At 62.0% G+C, this 18179-nt stretch carries 19 protein-coding genes and 1 tRNA gene; 10 read left to right on the top strand and 10 right to left on the bottom strand.

Annotation, left to right across the window (positions count from 1 at the left end; translation table 11 throughout):
* Window positions 1-9 precede the first annotated feature (9 nt).
* Complete coding sequence (locus tag EI983_RS07455) at window positions 10-285, top strand: hypothetical protein (RefSeq protein ID WP_157706748.1); 276 nt, start codon at window positions 10-12, stop codon at window positions 283-285.
* A 309-nt stretch (window positions 286-594) separates the two neighbouring features.
* On the opposite strand, the gene EI983_RS07460 is transcribed toward EI983_RS07455, so the two are convergent.
* Window positions 595-1131 carry a hypothetical protein gene (locus tag EI983_RS07460; RefSeq protein WP_157706749.1) on the bottom strand — a complete coding sequence of 179 codons (537 nt, stop codon included), beginning with the start codon at window positions 1129-1131 and terminating at the stop codon, window positions 595-597.
* A 150-nt stretch (window positions 1132-1281) separates the two neighbouring features.
* Here EI983_RS07460 and EI983_RS07465 point away from each other — a divergent pair, with 150 nt between their 5' ends.
* Together EI983_RS07465 and EI983_RS07470 are read left to right on the top strand one after the other, a co-directional pair.
* On the top strand, window positions 1282-2037 hold the full coding sequence (locus tag EI983_RS07465) for a glycosyltransferase family 2 protein (RefSeq protein ID WP_157706750.1): 756 nt from the start codon (window positions 1282-1284) through the stop codon (window positions 2035-2037).
* 17 nt (window positions 2038-2054) lie between these two features.
* Complete coding sequence (locus tag EI983_RS07470; protein ID WP_157706751.1) at window positions 2055-2825, top strand: TylF/MycF/NovP-related O-methyltransferase; 771 nt, start codon at window positions 2055-2057, stop codon at window positions 2823-2825.
* 26 nt (window positions 2826-2851) lie between these two features.
* Here the strand turns inward: EI983_RS07470 and EI983_RS19220 are convergent, their stop codons facing one another.
* Window positions 2852-3019, bottom strand: a complete 168-nt coding sequence (locus EI983_RS19220) for a hypothetical protein (protein WP_198389393.1) — start codon at window positions 3017-3019, stop codon at window positions 2852-2854.
* 98 nt (window positions 3020-3117) lie between these two features.
* Between EI983_RS19220 and EI983_RS07475 the strand changes: the two genes are divergently transcribed.
* Window positions 3118-4281: a M24 family metallopeptidase gene (locus EI983_RS07475; protein ID WP_157706752.1), complete on the top strand. Its 1164-nt coding sequence runs from the start codon at window positions 3118-3120 to the stop codon at window positions 4279-4281.
* A gap of 9 nt (window positions 4282-4290) precedes the next feature.
* Here the strand turns inward: EI983_RS07475 and EI983_RS07480 are convergent, their stop codons facing one another.
* Entirely contained in the window at window positions 4291-4794 is a 504-nt protein-coding gene (locus EI983_RS07480; protein WP_157706753.1) for an RNA polymerase sigma factor, read from the bottom strand.
* A gap of 270 nt (window positions 4795-5064) precedes the next feature.
* On the opposite strand from EI983_RS07480, the gene EI983_RS07485 reads away from it, so the two are divergent.
* The gene (locus tag EI983_RS07485; RefSeq protein ID WP_157706754.1) at window positions 5065-5307 is read left to right on the top strand and encodes an EF-hand domain-containing protein; all 243 of its coding nucleotides are present in this window, start codon (window positions 5065-5067) and stop codon (window positions 5305-5307) included.
* A 99-nt stretch (window positions 5308-5406) separates the two neighbouring features.
* On the opposite strand, the gene EI983_RS07490 is transcribed toward EI983_RS07485, so the two are convergent.
* A complete protein-coding gene (locus tag EI983_RS07490; protein WP_157706755.1) occupies window positions 5407-6462 on the bottom strand; it encodes an ornithine cyclodeaminase in 1056 nt (351 codons plus the stop codon).
* 11 nt (window positions 6463-6473) lie between these two features.
* Complete coding sequence (rocF, locus tag EI983_RS07495) at window positions 6474-7400, bottom strand: arginase (protein ID WP_157709020.1); 927 nt, start codon at window positions 7398-7400, stop codon at window positions 6474-6476.
* 121 nt (window positions 7401-7521) lie between these two features.
* Between rocF and EI983_RS07500 the strand changes: the two genes are divergently transcribed.
* The gene (locus tag EI983_RS07500; protein WP_157706756.1) at window positions 7522-7950 is read left to right on the top strand and encodes an Lrp/AsnC family transcriptional regulator; all 429 of its coding nucleotides are present in this window, start codon (window positions 7522-7524) and stop codon (window positions 7948-7950) included.
* A gap of 9 nt (window positions 7951-7959) precedes the next feature.
* Here the strand turns inward: EI983_RS07500 and EI983_RS07505 are convergent, their stop codons facing one another.
* Genes EI983_RS07505 through EI983_RS07515 form a run of 3 tightly spaced genes read right to left on the bottom strand, consistent with a single transcriptional unit; the run spans window position 7960 to window position 10047 of the window.
* Window positions 7960-8961: an aromatic ring-hydroxylating oxygenase subunit alpha gene (locus EI983_RS07505; RefSeq protein ID WP_157706757.1), complete on the bottom strand. Its 1002-nt coding sequence runs from the start codon at window positions 8959-8961 to the stop codon at window positions 7960-7962.
* Between the two features lie 43 nt (window positions 8962-9004).
* On the bottom strand, window positions 9005-9472 hold the full coding sequence (locus EI983_RS07510) for a disulfide bond formation protein B (protein WP_157706758.1): 468 nt from the start codon (window positions 9470-9472) through the stop codon (window positions 9005-9007).
* Window positions 9469-10047 carry a YqaA family protein gene (locus tag EI983_RS07515; protein ID WP_157706759.1) on the bottom strand — a complete coding sequence of 193 codons (579 nt, stop codon included), beginning with the start codon at window positions 10045-10047 and terminating at the stop codon, window positions 9469-9471. The genes EI983_RS07510 and EI983_RS07515 overlap by 4 nt, the downstream gene beginning before the upstream one ends.
* A gap of 137 nt (window positions 10048-10184) precedes the next feature.
* Here EI983_RS07515 and EI983_RS07520 point away from each other — a divergent pair.
* Together EI983_RS07520 and EI983_RS19425 are read left to right on the top strand one after the other, a co-directional pair.
* A tRNA-Leu gene (locus tag EI983_RS07520) sits at window positions 10185-10268 on the top strand.
* Window positions 10269-11032: 764 nt separating this feature from the next.
* A complete protein-coding gene (locus EI983_RS19425) occupies window positions 11033-13375 on the top strand; it encodes a Hint domain-containing protein (RefSeq protein WP_281356457.1) in 2343 nt (780 codons plus the stop codon).
* A gap of 143 nt (window positions 13376-13518) precedes the next feature.
* On the opposite strand, the gene EI983_RS07530 is transcribed toward EI983_RS19425, so the two are convergent.
* Window positions 13519-14133 carry a nucleotidyltransferase family protein gene (locus EI983_RS07530; RefSeq protein ID WP_157706761.1) on the bottom strand — a complete coding sequence of 205 codons (615 nt, stop codon included), beginning with the start codon at window positions 14131-14133 and terminating at the stop codon, window positions 13519-13521.
* Window positions 14134-14193: 60 nt separating this feature from the next.
* Complete coding sequence (locus tag EI983_RS07535) at window positions 14194-16611, bottom strand: GcvT family protein (RefSeq protein WP_157706762.1); 2418 nt, start codon at window positions 16609-16611, stop codon at window positions 14194-14196.
* A 365-nt stretch (window positions 16612-16976) separates the two neighbouring features.
* On the opposite strand from EI983_RS07535, the gene EI983_RS07540 reads away from it, so the two are divergent.
* The gene (locus EI983_RS07540) at window positions 16977-17441 is read left to right on the top strand and encodes a hypothetical protein (RefSeq protein WP_198389394.1); all 465 of its coding nucleotides are present in this window, start codon (window positions 16977-16979) and stop codon (window positions 17439-17441) included.
* An 11-nt stretch (window positions 17442-17452) separates the two neighbouring features.
* Window positions 17453-18118 (top strand): hypothetical protein, encoded by a 666-nt coding sequence (locus EI983_RS07545; protein WP_157706764.1) that lies wholly within the window; start codon window positions 17453-17455, stop codon window positions 18116-18118.
* Window positions 18119-18179: the final 61 nt, after the last annotated feature.

Genomic DNA, 18179 nt, shown 5'->3' on the forward strand with positions numbered 1-18179 from the left:
AGCAGAGCCATGGCCAGGATGAGCTACACCGCAACGATCGAATGTGACGGGGTGACGTCGGAACCCCTTGAGATCGAGGTGACGCTTGACGGCGGTCTGGGGCGCGGCTCTTTCGCGGTGCCGCCGGGGCTGGCGGGGGTGGTGATGAACGCCTCCACCCACGCCACGGTACGCACCGAGGAAGGCGAGGAGTTCAAGATCCTCTTTCACCGCGTGCTCTTTCCGGAATGCGTGGCGGAGTTCGAAACAAGCGGGCCGGTGCCGATGGGCCGGAAGGTCGCCTAGACAGGGCGGCGCCGCGACAGAGATCACGCACCTCTGGTGGGGGCGTGTAGGGGGCAAGGGGCTGAACCTCCACCAGCGACAGCCCGCCCCCGACGAAACAAAGGGCCAAGCGCGCACATGCCAGCGCGGGCCGAGGGACAGGGTGGGGGCGGACGATCAGTCCTTGCCCATCCTCACACGGGGCGGGTGCGCTCGCCCCCGACGACGTTCAGGCCGCAGGCAGAAACCGGGCGGTACAATCAAGTGAGCCTGGACGGCGAAACTTATCGGGGGGCCTTGTGCCCCCCGTTTTTCTTTTGAAAAAAGGGGCTAACGTGTCTGCTCTTCGGCCGTTTTGGGTTTCTCCGGCTCGGAGAAAAGCGTGAAGCGCGCGCCTTTGCCCCGCGTGCCATCGGGCGCCACAAAACGTGCTTCGATCTCGGCGCTGATGGTCTTGTGGCGGGCAGGCGGGCCTTCGAACCAGCTTCCCAGATGCTGGAAGTCTTCCCGCGCGCCAAGGGTGGAGCTGATCGGGCCTTCGGGCAGGGCGTACCTGGGAAAGCTGCCGTCGATCACGCGCAACTCAAGCCCAAGATCGGCGAAGGTGACCGGCGCGCCCGGGGGCAAGGCGATGGTGAAAGAAACATAGCCCTGGCCGCCGCAGAGCGATTCCTGCGCGGCGGAGCCGCGGCCGAGCGAGACATCCCGCACGACCGGGGCATTTTGGCTTATGAAACTGGTGATGTCCGCGTTCGCCGCGCGCTCTGTGCTGAAGGGCGCGTAAAAGACCGGCGGCGGCTCGCAAGCCTCAGCCATGGGTGACCAGGCCAGCAACATGCCGACCGAGATGGGGATCAATCGGATCATCTCATGCGTCCTCGAAATACGCTCTTTCAAATAGGCCCAGTTTAGCACAGAGCCGGTCAGATGTGCACTTTTACCATCCCCGTGACGAGTTTGCCTGCGTGAATGGTATTAAATGTTGCGCAACCCCGGGCGCTGGGGCAAGCAGCGGCCATGGCGCGCGATCCCTATATCAGCATCTGCATCCCGGCCTATGAAATGGGCGGGCAGGGGGCAGAGTATCTGCTGGACAGTTTCGAGCACCTTTTGCGCCAAAGCTACGAGCAATTCGAGGTGATCGTCTCGGACCAGTCCGACGATGAGGGCGTGGCGACGATCTGCAAGGCCTATGCCGACAGGCTGGATATCACGCGGCTCGACAATCGCGGCGGTGCGCGGCAGGCTTCGGCCAACACCAACAACGCGATGCGCGCGGCCCGGGGACAGGTGCTCAAGGTGCTGTTTCAGGACGATTTTCTGTGTGATCCCACGGCCCTTGCCCAACATGCCGACGCCTTCTCGAAAGAAGGTGCGCAATGGCTGCTCTGCGGCTCGGGGGTGACCCATGACGGGCAAAGCCTGGAAAACACCATGGTGCCCCGGCTCGATCCCAACCTTTACCTTGGCAAGAACACGGTCAGCAGCCCCTCCGTGCTGGCCCTTCGGGCGGGCACCGGGCTGGAGTTTGACGAAGAGCTGATTTGGCTCATGGATGTGGATATGTACAAGCGCTGTCAGAAGGTGCTTGGCGCGCCGCATATTCTTGAGGCGCCGATGGTGGCCAACCGGCTGCATCTGGGGCAGGTGAGTGCGGGCGTGTCTCCCACCCTCAGACGCCGTGAGCTGCGCTATATGCGCGCGAAGCATCAAGCCGATGAGACCTTGGGCAACCGCCTGCATTACTATAAACAGATGCTCAAGGCCCGCTGAGGCCGCAAGGAGAGCCAATGGATCCGTTTACCGCCATCGTTCGCCGCCTGCGCAAGGCGCTGACCCGCGCGCCCTACAAGTATGACTATTACGGTGACCACCTGGCTGTACGGAAAAAATATATTCCGTTTCAGCATGATGCGCGGTTTCAGCAAGCCTGGGAACAAACCTGCCGCGAGAGCGAACCGCACTGGATTGGCGGTACGCCGGATATCCGCTGGCGCGTGCATGTCTGCATCTGGGCCGCCGAATGCTGTCTGCGTTTGCCCGGGGATTTTGCCGAGTTCGGGGTCAACACCGGGCTGCTGTCCACAATGATCCTGCGCAACACCGAGTTTGATGCGTCGGGCAAGAAGTTCTTCCTCTTCGACACCTATGACGGCATCCCCGAAGACATGGCCTCGGAACGTGAGCTCAAGGGCGTGCACAAGATGAACCGGAACATGTATTCCGGCAATCCGGCGAATGTGAACATCATCGAGTTTTGCAAAAAGCAGTTCGGCCCGCATCCCGGCGCGGTGCTGGTGCCCGGGTTGTTGCCGGGCTCGATCGACGATGTGGAATTTGACGCGCTCAGCTATATCTCGATCGATCTGAACATCACCGCGGCCGAGATCGGCACGATCGAGAAGATCTGGGATCGGATCACGCCCGGCGGGATCATCGTGCTGGATGATTACGGTCTGACCGGCCATGAAGAGCAGAACGCGGCGTGGAACGCGTTCGCCGGCGCGCAGAACCGGATGATCATGGCGCTGCCCACGGGGCAGGGGATCCTGATGCGCTGAGAGATTGGTGCGTGAAATCACGCACCCTACGGCCCCTCCCGATCCTGCTCTAACCGCTCAAGCCCCACGAAAGGCGGAAGCCAGTTGTCGCGCCGCACCATCCAGAGTTCATAGATGGGGCTGAACTGGTCCGGCGCGCCTGAGGCCTCAAAGCGCAGATCGCCGCAGAAGCACCCGCCGCTGGTCGTCTTCATGATCACTCTCCGTGCCTTTTGCCTGGCCCTCTATTCTCTCCGGCGTCATGTCCCAATTCAAATGGTCCGGTCCGGCCTGATGATCTATTGTGCGTCGTATGAGCCTCACACTTGCTTTGCCCCGTTCAACCTATGACCAGCGCGCTGAGCGCCTCACCTCCTATCTGGCCGAGCAGCAGCTTGACGCCGCTCTCATTCTCGGACCGGAGGCACAATATTGGCTTTGCGGCTATGACACGTTTCTCGGCGCGGTTCTGCCGCAGGCTTTGATCTTCGCGACAGATGGGCCGGAGCCTGTTCAGATGGTTTGGGATGCGGATGTGGCCCTTGCCCGCCAGACGAGTCTGATCCGCGATATCCGGACCTACCGGTTTGGCGTCGATACACCGGCATCGACCTTCGCTCGTGTTCTCAAGGAGACCGCGAGCCCGTTACGACGGGTCGGTGTTGATCTCTCCAGCCATGCCGTGCCTTATGCCTTTGGGTCTGAGCTTGTGGCGCAGATCGATGGCGTTGAGATCGTTGACATTGCCCCTGAGCTTGCGCGCATGCGGAGCGTCAAGACACCTCAGGAACTCGCATTGATGCGCGTCGCGGGCCGCTACGGAGACGCAGGGCTTCGTGCGGCAACGGATCGTGCACGCCCCGGCATGACCGAAATCGAGCTGGCGGCAGATATCGAATATGCCATGCGTAAGGCGGGCAGTGATTATGCCTCCATCCCGACCGAGCTGGCCAGCGGCACCCGGTCGGTCTTGGGCCACGGTACACCAACGGACCGGGTACTGGAGGCAGGTGATCTCGTTCATGTTGAAATCGGAGGTGTCGCACGGCGCTACAATTGCGTGGCCATTCAGAGCTTTACCGTGCCGGGAGCTGATCCCGATCCAAAGGCGGTTGAGCTTTACGGCGTGGCGCGGGATTGTCTTGGCATTGGGCTTGCTCAGCTCAAGCCCAATGTCCGCGCCTGCGATGTTGAAGCTCCTGCACTGCAACGTCTGCGGGACGCGGGGCTGCGCGACGGCTTCAAGATGCGCTTCGGCTATGGCGTGGGTATTGGATACCCCCCGACTTGGCTGGAGCCCCTGAAGATCACTCGGACCTCTGACGATCTGCTTGTGCCCGGAACGACCTTTGTGCTGCATGCCTGTCTGCTGGATGAGGCGCATCAGCTTGGGGTGTTGGTGGGCGGCACCTATGCCATCACGAACGACGGCTACGAGATGTTGTCGGGCGCGGGGGCTATGGAGCTGACGGGCTAGCTGGCCCATTCAAATCAACTCGGCCACCGGCGCGGTTTTGGACAGGCCCATTTCCGTGCGCAGCTGCCCGCGAGCGCGCGCCAGCCTGGACATCACTGTGCCGGTGGGCACGCCGGTGATCCTTGCAAGCTCCGCCGGGCTGGTTTCGCCCGCAGCTACAAGCCGGATCAGGCGGGCCTGGTCCGCGGGCAGTTTGCCGATCGCCTCGGCAATCTCCTGCAGCGCCAGGCAGGCAAAGGCGTCCGGTGGGGCCGTCAGCATGTTCTCTTCCAGCTCACTGCCGGGCAGGCGGTTGCGCAGATGCTGGCGAAAGGTATTGCGCAGCGTGGTCATGGCATAGGCACGCAGATTGTCGATGGGATCGCCGCGCGACATCTTTTGCCACAGTTTCACCAGCACATCCTGGGTCAGGTCCTGCGCCTGATCGGCATTGCCGGTCAGGTGGCGTGCCACGCGCAGAAGGTCGGGCTGCAAACCGGCGATATCGCCGGGCAGTGCGTGGATTTGGGGCATTCTGGGATCACTCCGCTCAAGGGGTGAGGCTGCTCAGCTCAACCTGACCCTTTGGCATGGCGATTTCAAACCGGCATTTTCCGCCGATGGTTGCATCCGGGCCTTTTTGGGCAACCTCTCGCCAACACAGTGCGCCACCATGGGCAAGGCTTCGCGCGTCCGCATTGATGCGGCGTGCCGGGCGGATGCAAACCGCGCAAACCCCGTCTTGTTCGGTGAGCGTCGCAAAACGCGGCGCCTCGCCTGAACACTGTCTAAAGGAGACAACTCATGACCAAATTCATCGCATCCCTTCTCAGCCTCGGCTTTATGGCCACCGCGGCCATCGCCGCCAGCGAGATCGACACCAATGGTGACGGGATGATGACCATCGACGAAGTGCAGGCCGTCTTCCCTGACGTGTCCGCCGAGGCCTTTGCCGAAGCCGACACCAATGATGACGGTGCGCTGGATGACGCCGAGATGGTGGCCGGGCAAGAACAGGGGCTGCTCCCGGTCGCGGCTGACGGCTGACCACCGTCGGTTCCCCCGGGTCGGCACTCTCGTTCCCCAGTACCCAGACCGGCCCGGGGGCATATCAGAGTAGGGTGCGTGATATCACGCACCTTACCTCTAGCCCTTCGCGCGTTGCAGCATCCCGAACAGATCGCGCGGGTCATCCGGATCAGCCAGCAGGTCGAGATCGAAATAGAGGTCGGTCCCCGCAATCCGGTCGCGCACGAAACGCAGCGCCGAGAAATCCTCGATCGCAAAGCCGACGCTGTCAAAAAGCGTGATCTGCTTGTCCGAGCTGCGCCCCGGCTTCAACCCGCTCATCACCTCCCACATCTCGGTGACGGGATGATCCTCGGCAAGTTGCTGGATTTCGCCTTCAATGCGGGTCTGCGGCGGATATTCCACAAAGATATCAGAGCGGTGCAGCACCCCCGGGGCAAGTTCGGTCTTGCCCGGACAATCGCCGCCGATGGCGTTGATATGCACGCCCGAGCCGACCATGTTGTCGGTCAGGATGGTCGCGTATTGCTTGTCGGCGGTGCAGGTGGTGATGATCTGCGCGCCTTCCATGCTTTCCTCGGCACTTTTGCAGGCCACCACGTTGAGCCCGGTGCCTTCGAGGTTGCGCCGCGCCTTTTCCACCGCCGCAGGGTCGATATCGTAAAGCCGCACGGTCTTGAGCCCGCAAATCGCCTTCATCGCCAGCGACTGAAATTCAGACTGCGCGCCCGAGCCGATCATCGCCATCGTGTCGGCGCCCCTGGGGGCCAGATAGCGCGCCACCAGACCCGAGGTGGCCGCCGTGCGCATCGCGGTCAGCATCGTCATCTCGCTCAGCAGCACCGGATAGCCCGTGCCGACATCCGCCAGCAGGCCAAAGGCCGTGACGGTCTGCAACCCGTCTTTCGTATTCTTGGGGTGGCCGTTGACGTATTTGAAGCCATAGACCTCACCATCCGAGGTGGGCATCAGTTCGATCACCCCTTCGGCCGAGTGGCTGGCCACGCGCGGGGTCTTGTCAAACAACTCCCAGCGTTTGAAATCGGCCTCGATATAGTCGGCAAGGCCGCGCAGCATCGGTTCGATCCCGACATGGTGAATGAGCCGCATCATGTTATCGACCGACACAAACGGCACCAGCGCCTTGTCAGAGGGGTTGAGGTTGATCGTCATGGCGGGCTCCTTCACGAATAGGCGCGCGTGGGACGGGTAAAGACCCGGCGGCCCAGGGCGGAACAGGCAAGGTCCACCATCACCTGCGCGGTGCGCCCGCGCTCGTCGAGAAACGGGTTCAGTTCGACCAGATCGAGCGAGGTCATCAGCCCGCTATCGCTGATCATCTCCATCACCAGATGCGCCTCGCGCATGCTGGCCCCGCCCGGCACGGTCGTGCCCACGGCAGGCGCAAAGCTCGGGTCGAGGAAATCCACGTCGAGCGAGACATGCAGAAACCCGTTGGCCCGCTTGACCGTGTCGAGGAAGGCCGCCAGCGGTCTGGCAATGCCGCTCTCGTCGATCTCGCGCATGTCGTGGTAGCGGATGTTGGAGGCCTGCATCACCTCGCGTTCGGGCGTGTCGACCGAACGCAGCCCGATGATGCAAATCTGCTCTTGCGGGATCGGATGGCTGACCTCGGGAAAGCCGTCAAAGCCGGGCTCGCCCGCCACATAGGCCAGAGGCGTGCCATGCAGGTTGCCCGAGGCCGTGGTCTGCGGCGTGTGATAATCGCTATGGGCATCGAGCCAGAGCACGAATTGCGGGCGGCCTTGTGTTGCGGCGTGGCGGGCCGCACCGGCAACTGATCCAAGCGACAGGCTGTGATCGCCGCCCAGAAAGATCGGCAAGCCGCCATTGGCCAGCGCCGCTTCGGCGGCATCGGCAAGGGTGACCGTCCAGCCGATGGTCTCGGCCGGGGCAACGAGGTGTTCCGGCAGGCTTGCAGGGGCCTCGGCCGGAGCAGGGGACAGGTTCCCCATATCGCTGAGCCCGTGCCCAAGCTCCACCAGCGCGTCGGCAATGCCGGCCACGCGATAGGCATCGGGCCCCATCAGGCAGCCCCGTCGCGCCTTGCCGCTATCCACGGGCGCTCCAATCAGAATACAGTTTGTCATCCCGGCCTCATCGGTCATGTCGTGATTTCGCACAGAATTATTCCGAAACGAGTTGATTTGAACGGATCAATTTGCACTAATCGGGCGGTGAATCGACAAAACGAATGAAAGAAGTGCCATTATGGACGAAACCGACCGCCGCCTGATCTCTGCCCTGCGCCACGATGCGCGCGCCTCGCTGTCGGATCTTGCGCAAACCCTCGGGGTGTCGCGTACCACGGTCCGGGGCCGGATCGAGCGGTTGCGCCGCTCTGGTGAGATCCTGGGCTTTTCCGTGGTGCTCAAGGGCGATGCGGCCCGCGACCCGGTGCGTGGGTTGATGATGCTGGGGATCGAGGGGCGTGGCACAGACCGGATTCTGCGCCAGTTGCACGGCCTGTCGGCAGTGCGCGCGATTCACGCCACGAACGGCCGCTGGGATGTGATCGTGGAACTGGGCACCGAAACGCTGGAAGAACTTGATGCGATCCTGTCCCAGATCCGCCGCTTCGACGGTGTGGCCCAGTCCGAGACCAGCCTCTTGCTCAGCACCCGCAAATCCGCCTCCTGAGCTTTGCCGTCAGGCCCCAGAAAATTCGCAGGATTTTCTCAGCCGGTCCTGAAAATACGCCACCCCTTGCTCATGCCGGGGCGACAGGGGGCCGGGCCTGTAGCCGCCGCTCTCATAGTTTTTCTGCGTCTCGATACAAATCTCGAAATCTTCCCGGACGACCGCCAGATTGTCTGCAATCGTCTTGTCGCATGACGGATCGTTCGGGTCGGCGAAGTAGAAATTGTAAATCAGTTCCGTGCGCCGATGGTCGATCGGATTGATCCGCGAGGTGTTCATGCCCCCCGAGAACAGCGACAGCGTCCAGTTCGGCCACATCCAGAGCCATTTGCCGCGATAGAACAGCCCCGCCTTGGGTGGCGCCGACATGCGCACCAGCCCGTCAAGGGCCACGGTCTCGAATGCTTCGAATTCGATGGCGGCATGAAAGGCCGGATGAATGCCCGGAATATGGTAGCCTTCGACGAAATTGTCGGTGTAGATTTTCCAGTTCGCATCGAAAACAAGCCGCTCTTCATGGACCCATTGGAATTGTTCGATCGGCTCGTCCTGCAATTCGGCCAGGGTCGCGCCAAGCTGGGCCTCAAGGCTCTGCTCGGGGGCGATGGCGACAAAAAGCAGTCCACGCCAGATCTCGAAGGCGACGGTATCAAGCGCCCATTCGGACATCTCGAACCCCGGATCATCCCCCCACCACGGCACGTTCAGAAGCGACCCATCCTCGCCCCAGACCCATTGGTGATAGGGGCAGCGGATCGTATTGCAGCGCCCGGTGCCCTCGGGCAACAGGCGCGCACCGCGATGCCGACAGACATTGCGAAACGCGCGCAGTCCATCCTTCGCATGAATGACAAACACCTTCTGCCCGGCGATTTCCGTGGCGATGTAGTCGCCGCGCTCGGCCAAACGGGAAGCCGGGCCAATCAACTGCCACGTTCTGGCAAAAATGGTCTGCACATCACCGGCGTGAATATCGGGGCAGGTATAGTGTCTGGGGTCGAGATTGCGCATGCGCGCAGGCTAGGCGCAGCCGGTCCACCCGGTCAAGCGGTGTTCACACCCGAGCCCGCGCCGCCATCGCCCAGAGCAGCGCAAATCCCAGCGCCGCGACCGCGTTCCAGCTGGCCATCGAGAGGCCCAGCATCTCCCACGGGACTTCGTCGCAGCGCACCAGGGGGGCGGCCATGATCTGTTCAAACAGGTCTTCGGCGCTCATTCCGCCCGCAGCAGAGGACGTGCACGAAGACGGCCCTTCCCAGAACCCGCGCTCCACCCCGGTGTGATAGAGCCCGATCCCTGCGGTGGTCAGCGCGGCCAGCATGCCAAGGAGCGGCAGCCCCCGGCCGGGCACCGCCAGCGCCAGCACGCCGATGACAATCGCCGCCGCATGCGGCCAGCGCTGCCAGAGGCAAAGCTTGCAAGGGGCCATGCCACCGAGATGCTGAAAGGCAAACGCGCCCAGCAGCAGCGCCGCCGATCCGCCCGCCGCCAGAACGATCAGAAGGTGCCGGTTCAGGGTCATAGGAGTTTGATCAGATAGAAACCGCCAAAGAGCAAGACGACAAACGCGATTGTGACCAGCCCCAGCCGTTTCTCGATGAAGTCGCGCACGGGCGTGCCATATTTCCAGAGAAGCCCGGCCACCAGGAAAAACCGGATGCCGCGCGCCAGGATCGACGTGGCGATAAAGGTAAAGAGTGGCATGCCGGTCCAGCCCGACATGATGGTGATGACCTTGTAAGGAAAGGGCGTGATCCCGGCGGTAAGCACGGCCCAGAAGCCGAAATCGTTGAAGCGGGTGCTGAACTCGGCCATCGCGTCACCCTTGCCAAGGCTTTCGAGGATGGGCTGTCCAAGCTGCTCATAGGCCAGCGCCCCGATCGCATAGCCCAGCAGGCCCCCCAGCACAGAAGAGACCAGCGCCACCAGCGCGATCAGCCAGGCCCGGCTCGGGCGCGCAAGGATCATCGGGATCATCAGCACATCAGGCGGGATCGGAAAGACCGAGCTTTCCACAAAGCTCACCACCGCCAGAACCCAGAGCGCGTGGGGATGATCGGCCATGCGAAGGGTCCAGTCATAAAGGCGTCTGAGCATGGCGGTGTTCCGGTCGCTGTGTCGGTGCTCTCTGAGCATGTGGCGCGTGTGGGGTCAAGCGCTGTGGCGCGCAAGGCCGAAAAAACCAAGGCTGGGTCTGGACGCGGCTCGGCGGCTTCGCTAGAGCTAGCGCATGTGCCCAAGTGGCGGAATGGTAGACGCAGGGGATTCAAAATCCCCCGCCTTCGGGCGTGCCGGTTCGAGTCCGGCCTTGGGTACCAGCCGATTGCCGAAATGAATGCCCGAAGACGGGTTGCGGGGACGTCTTTCAAAGGCGGCCGCCCACCAGACGGATGCGGTTTGAACGCTCCGGCCACGATTCGGCTGGATTCGCGAAATGGGAATGAAGTTTGTTTCCAGAACTGCGATTTTTAGCGGCTTTTCCAAAAATTAGACATGAAACAAGCATAAGTTGTTAACCTTGTTGGGCCTTCTTTTGCCATGTCTTTGCCATAATTGGACTGTTTTCCGCGCGGAAACAGACCTCAACCTCAGGATGTGCGCGGATTCGGGCAAATGCAGCACATCGGCCAGGGTTTTAAGCAGAGTGGGCCAAATTTGGTTGTTCTCACTATGGAAACAATCACGAAAATCCGCCCCCGAGAAACGTCAGAAATGGGGCCGTATTACCCACTTTTGGTCCCGGCAATGGCAAGATTTTGACAATTTTCCCTTTTGCCGGTCAGGCGGCGGCTTGTAGAAATGACCAAGCCCAACTGGGGGGTGCAAAGTGGTCGTGGGGGCGGCCGCATAGCTGTCACGTCACAAGTGTCGTGCTGAGCCGTGCGGGTCGGGGTGAGCTCACCGGATAAACCGGTCACCCCGCTCCCGACCGATGCTTTCACTGCAAAGCATCGACGGCACTGCAATGTCCTGTCGGCATCTCAGTTATGAGGAAATAGGGGTTTACCGCGCCGAGGCGCGGTGTGTGTCACCCGGGGGTATGACCGGGACGAGATGAAGGGGTCGGGATATGCCTGTAAGAATGCTTGATTGGTCACTGTTTGGGTCAACCGGGGTTGATATCACCTCCGGACAGACAGTCGACACCGGTGGGGTCGCCGTTACGGTGGATTTTCTGGCCCAGGACGAAGGTGCTGCCGCCCGCAATCTCGAATTCGACCAATATGTCGCTCCTGGTGAAAACTTCGATTCGACCGAAGGCCTCAAGCTGTTCGGTTCGGGTGGTGAAGGCGGGGTCGATGACACCTCGACCACGACCCTGACATTTGCCTCGACCGATGCCGCCTTTGGCGATGCGGTCGAAAACGTGTCCTTCCGCATCAATGACCTCGATCTGGGGCAGGGCGGTCTGGACTACACGGACATTGTAACGATCCGCGCATATGACGCGGAGGGCAATTTGGTCGACGTGACCCTGACCCCGGGCGGCGACATTCTGACCTCTGGCGACACCGCGACCGGTAATGATTCCGCTTCGACCTTTACCCCGCCGACCGACCCCGACACCTCGCTTCTGGTCGAGATCGCGGGTCCGGTGACCCGCATCGAGATCGATTATGACAATGGCGGCGTCGATCAACAGGCCGTTTGGGTGACCGATATCGAGTTTTCCACGACCGAGTTCAACGGCGGGCCGGACGGTTATGTCGACGGCAATGACGATCCCAACCTGATCGACGATATGTATGACGGCGATCCGAACGGGGATTTCGTCGACAACAACGATGCGCTTCTGCCCGGCGAAGTGGGCAATGACGATATCATCCGCGCCGGTGGCGGCGACGATACGGTCGAGGCCGGTGACGGCGATGACGAAGTGCTCGCAGGCGACGGCAATGACAGCGTCAATGGTGGCGTCGGTGACGACAACCTCATGGGCGAGATGGGCAATGACACCCTGATCGGTGGCGACGGCTCGGACTTCGTTGCGGGCGGTGACGGCAATGACCTGATCGACACCTCCAAAGATGGCACCACGCCGGTTCTGCCGGAAGAAGGCTTTGACGATCCGACCGGCGTGCCGGTGGACCCGCTGCCCGATGACGACCGCGACTATGTCGAAGCCGGCACTGGCGACGACACGATCACCACGGGCGACGACGCCGACACGATCTTTGCCGGCTTTGGCAATGACGTGATCGACGGCGGCATCGATGACGATGTCATCCGGGCCTCGGTTGGTGACGACAGCGTCATCGGTGGCGAAGGGGATGATGACATCCTCGGCGGGACCGGCGATGACACCATCATGGGTGACGGCGGCATCTATGGCGATGAACTGGCCAATGACGGCACCGATCCCGAGCCCACCAATAACGAAGACACCATCTCGGGCGGTTCGGGCAACGATGTGATCTATGGCCAGGATGACAATGACGTCCTGAACGGTGGCATCGGCGATGACACGATCGACGGCGGCGTGGATGACGACGACATCCGCGGCAATGACGGCAATGACGTCCTGATCGGTGGCGATGGCAACGACACGATCCGGGGCGGCAACGGGGATGACACCATCTCGGGCGGCGACGGCATCGACCTCCTGGAAGGCAGGGCGGACCGCGATGTGTTTGAGGATGTTGGCGCAGGCGACACCGTGGACGGTGGCACCGGTGGCGACGACTTCGATACGCTTGATCTGACTGGCCTCGGGTCGTTCGAGATTGTTGGCGAAACCGTCGACCCGGATGGCGACAGTACCTCGGGCACGGTCAACTTCCTGGATGCCGACGGCAATGTCACCGGCTCCCTGGTGTTCACCGAGATCGAGAATCTGATCCCTTGCTTCACGCCGGGCACCGTGATTGCCACGCCGCGCGGCGAGCGCCGGGTCGAAGACCTGCAGGTCGGCGACCGGATCATCACCCGCGACAACGGGCTGCAGGAAATCCGCTGGATCGGTCAGCGCGACCTGACCGGTCAGGAGCTGATCAGGTCTCCGCACCTCAAGCCGGTCCTGATCCGCGCCGGGAGCCTCGGGCACGGCCTGCCCGAGCGTGACCTGCTGGTCAGCCCGCAACACCGGATGCTGATCAATTCCGAACGTGCCGCGCTCTACTTTGAAGAGCGTGAGGTTCTGGCAGCGGCCAAGCATCTGACGGGCCTGACCGGTGTGGACACGGTCGAAACCCCGGCAATCAGTTATATCCACTTCATGTTCGATCAGCACGAGGTTGTTCTGTCGAACGGAAGCTGGACAGAAAGCTTCCAGCCCGGTGAGCAGGTGCTTGACGGGATGGGCGATGAGCAACGCGACGAGATCTTCGATTTGTTCCCGGAGCTGCGCGAGAAGGACGGGCTGGAAGGCTATCAGGCCGCCCGCCGCTCGCTCAAGAAGCACGAAACGAAACTTCTGGTCGAATAGACCAACCCTTTGCAGCAAGCCGGGCCGTTTTCATCACAGGCGGCCCGGCGACCCCGAAGTCGGCCATGTGGGGGTGAGTTCCGGTTTCGAAAGCCGCACCCCCGGGTTTCTGAGGAGACCCGGGGGTGTTGCTGTTTTTGGGGTTAGCCTGTGCTGTTTTGCCGGGTGCGCCAGGCGGCCCAGTCGTCCTGGGTGTCAAGATCGGTCAGCGCCGCCGCGCCGGGCAGGGGGCAGGGTATGATCTCTTCGCCCGCCATCGCCCCTCGCGCGCCTTCGCCATCGGGCAATGCGCGCAGGGCCGCAAACAGGCGGGGCGGAAATACCACAGGATGACCCGCCGCGCCCCGCGCATCCGCCGCGCGGACCACGGCGCCGGGATTGCATGAGGATTGGCGTGCAACTTTTTCTAAATATTCGGTTTTCAACTCTGGCATATCTGCGGGAAGGATCATCACTCCGGCACAGCCATCGGGCACGGCACCCATCCCCGCGCGGATCGAGGCGGCCATCCCGCCCGCAGGGTCAGGCAATGTGATGAAGCTCAGATCCAGATCAGCCAGCGCCGCCCGCCGCGCATCGCGCCCCTCGCTGAGCACCACGACAACCGGCGCCCCCGTCGCCAGAGCCCGCTGCGCCACCACCCGCAGCAGCGGCGCGCCGTCGATATCCTCCAACAGCTTGTCGCGTCCCTGCATCCGCGACGACGCGCCCGCCGCCGGAATGAGGATCACCAGATCTGACGCGATGCTCGCTTTCATCTTGCCAGAAATACTCTCGCCGGAGGCATCCGTCGAGAGCCACACGCGCCGCCGCCGGGCTCAGCCACGCATCCGCGCCCCATCGGCGTCAAAGAGCGGCTCGGTGATCACAACAGCGGGGCGCATCTCTCCGAGGATCTCGATTTCGGCGCGCATCCCGGCCTCTGCCAGCGCCCGTGGGATCAACGCCAGCGCAATCGACTTCTCCGCATGGTGCGAATAGCCCCCCGAGGTACAGAACCCCTGCACCTCGCCATTGATCCAGACCGGCTCATACCCATGCACATCGGCGTCGGAGGCATCGACCTCGAAGCTGACAAGCTGCCGCTCCGCACCCTCCGCGCGCTCTTTCTCGGCTGCGGCGCGCCCGATGAAATCCACGTTCTTTTTCCAGCTGATGAACCGGTCCATCCCGGTCTCGCCCGGAGTGTAATCCGGCGAGAACTCATTGAGCCAGCTGCCAAAGAACCGGTCCAGCCGCAGTGACATCATCGCGCGCATGCCAAACGGGCGCATGCCGTGTTTTTGCCCTTCGGTCCACAGCACGTCCCACAGCGCGCGCTGCGCCATCGGATCGCAATAGATCTCATAGCCCAGATCGCCGGTATAGCTGACCCGCTGGATCAGACAGTCCACCATGCCCAGGCAGGCGCGGCGCAGGTCCATGAAACGCATGTCATCCACCTTGTCGCGGGTGCAGGCCTGCAGGACTTCGCGCGCCTTTGGCCCGGCAATCTGGAACCCGTTGAGCCGGTCCGAGATGTTCTCGACGCGCACGCCGTCTTCGCCATTCTGCTCGAACCAGCGCATGTGATAGGCCTGCGCGCCGTAGCTGGCGGTTAGCTGAAACGCCGTGTCGCTCAGGCAGGACACCGTGAAGTCGCCGATCAGCCGCCCCTTGGGCGACAGCATCGGCGTCAGCGAAATGCGCCCCGGTTGCGGAATACGCCCCGCCATGATCCGGTCCAGCCAGCCGCGCGCGCCCGGGCCGGTGACAAGGTATTTACCAAAGTTGTGCACCTCGTTGATGCCCACGGCGCCACGCACGGCCGCAACCTCGCGCCTGGTGGCCTCCCAGGCATTGGAACGGCGGAAGCTGGGTGTCTCATAGCGCGGCTCGTCGCCTTCGGCGAAGTAATTGACCACCTCGAGCCCGTACTGCTGCCCCCAGACCGCGCCCATACGGTCAAAGATGTCGTACATCGGCGTGGTGCGGAACGGGCGCGCGGCGGGCAGTTCCTCGTTGGGATAGGCGACGCTGAACCGCTTCTGATAATTCTCGATCACTTTCGGCAGGGTATAGCCCTTGGTGATCACATCGCCGAAGCGGGCCACGTCCATCGCGCTTACATCGCGCTCGCATTCGCCCTCGACCATCCATTGCGCCAGCATCAGGCCCACGCCGCCGCCCTGGCTGAACCCTGCCATCACACCACAGGCCGACCAGTAATTGCGCATTCCCTGCACGGGGCCCACCAGCGGGTTGCCGTCAGGCGCAAAGGTGAAGGGGCCGTGAATGACCGATTTGACGCCCGCGCGCTCCAGCGCGGGGAAGCGTTTGTAAGCAAACTCAATCGAGTCTTCGATCTTGTCGAAATCATCCGGCAAAAGCTCGTGACCAAACTCCCAGGGCGTGCCATCGACGGCCCAGGGCCGACAGGGTTGTTCATAGAACCCGATGCAGAGGCCTTTGCCCTCCTGCCGCAGATAGCTTTCGCCCGCAGGGTCCATCACATGCGGGTGTTCCCCGCCGCCCGCCACGATCTCTTCGATCTCGGGCACATTCTCGGTGACGAGGTACTGATGCTCCATCGGGTGCAGCGGCAGGTAGACGCCCGCCATCGCGCCCACTTCGCGCGCCCAGAGGCCGCCTGCGTTGACCACATGCTCGGCATGGATGGTGCCTTTTTCGGTCACCACATCCCAGGTGCCATCGGCGCGCGGGTTGGTCTCCAGAACCTTGCAATGGGTTTCGATCGTGGCCCCGCCCATGCGCGCGGCCTTGGCATAGGCATGGGTGGTGCCGGACGGGTCAAGGTGACCATCGAGCGGGTCGTAAAGCGCGCCGATTATGCCTTCGATATTGGTCACCGGGGCGATCTCGCGGATCTCGTCGGGGCCCACGATATGCGTGTCCAGCCCCATATACCGGTGCTTGGCGCGTTCGGCGACCAGCATATCATAGCGGTCCCGGTTATCCGCCAGCGTCACGCCGCCCACATGGTGCAGCCCGCAGGACATGCCGGTGATCTCTTCCAGCTCTTTGTAAAGCTTGATCGTATAGCCCTGAAGGGCGGCCATGTTGGTATCGCCGTTGAGCGTGTGAAACCCCCCCGCCGCGTGCCAGGTAGAACCGGAGGTCAGCTCGGACCGTTCGATCAGCATGACGTCGGACCAGCCCAGCTTGGTCAGGTGATAAAGCACGGAACAGCCGACAACGCCGCCGCCGATCACGGCCACTCGGGTGGTGGTTTGCATGGGAGGTCTCCTTGGTGGCTATGTGAAAGTTCTCTGGCCTGCGATGATGAGCGGCTAACTTGGTAGCGACAAGCAGTGTCGCAAACGTGATTTTGACGCTATTGCGCGCTGACCCCCGGCTCCTGTAACGTGGTCGGGTATAACAAAGGGGAATTACGATGCTTTATCGTATTTTGTTCCTGTGTGTTTTGACATTTTCTTTGTCCGTTTTCTCAATGACCGATTTTGGGCTGTCGCCGGGCTCACCGGGCTTTGCAGGTGGGGAGGGTGGCAACAACGCCTCCAAACCGAAGGCCGAAAAAAAACCCAGCAAACCAAAAGAAACCGATGCGCAAAAGAAAAAGCGTATCAAAGAGGGGCAGAACTTGGTCAAGTCGCTCAAGCGAGACCTGCTGAAAGCCGCTGAAAAGGACAAGCTGCGCGGGGTCATGAGCGATCCGAACGAGTTGCGTTATCTGTGGCAGTCGATCGACAAGGCCTTCAAGTTGCTGGAAGGCACCAAGCACCAGCATGAGCCGTCCGAGGTCACCAACCTGCTCAACCGGATGACGCGGCGCGGACAGGACGAAGAGCTGCGCGAAAACGCCAAGAATGTGAAGTTCGGAATGAAGGCGTCGCGGCTGGAGTGGGACGCAGAGGAAGCCGGGCATGAATTGCAGAAAGTGCCCGACAGCGATGCGCGCGAGAAGGCCCGGCTGCAAAAGAAGTATGAACGCGCCCGACGGTGGTATCATCAGGCCGCCCGTAAAATCCCCGAGCCGCTGCGCAGCCAGGTGTTTCAGCCTATGCCGGAAGAGCCTATGGGCACCCGCCCGGCCAATTTCAACTGATGGGTGGCGGTATGCGCAGCCTTATCGTGATGGGCCTGTCGGTGATGCTCTGTCTTGGTGGGACGGGGCCGGAGGGGCTGGGGATTGGTAAGGTGGTCTATGCCGGTGGGGATGGGGGCAACAATTCGTCCACCAAACCGTCGGGTTCAGGCAAGAAGGCGGCCAAGAAGGATAAAAAACCCGTCGCTTATGTGCCCGACACCGATGATCTGCGCGCCTCCAAAGGCCCGCAGGCGCGCATGCACGACAGGCTCGAGGACTTGGCCCGCAAGGACGGCCTCCAGGGGCTGGGCACCAATCTCAAACGGCTCAAGAAATTCCGCAAGGCGCTGGACCGGTTGATCAAAACCGCCAAGACGCGCGAGGAAAAGCGCAAGGCGGCAGAAATCCTGACGCAGCTGAAACGCTACCGCGATCAGAGCAAGAACAAACCGCTGAGCAAGAACGCTGAGCGTATTTTGTCATCGCTGGGCGCCTTGGATGCTCTGGATAAGGTCGAGACCGCTGAAAGCGCCTTTTACAAGGCAAAGCTGACGACAAAGGGGACCGGCGACGACATCGAGACAAATGAGACGTACAAGGACGCGGTGAAAGACTACAAGGATGCGCTCAAAAAAGTGCCGAAAACCCCGCGCTCCCAGTTTCCGCGGTTTGAGAGCACCTTGCTGAAGAACTGACCCGCATCCGGGGCCTGGATCCCGGGCCTGCGCGAAACAACGCCTCTCTGTCGGAAATACG

The sequence above is a fragment of the Roseovarius faecimaris genome, from assembly GCF_009762325.1.
Classification (GTDB): Bacteria; Pseudomonadota; Alphaproteobacteria; order Rhodobacterales; family Rhodobacteraceae; genus Roseovarius; species Roseovarius faecimaris.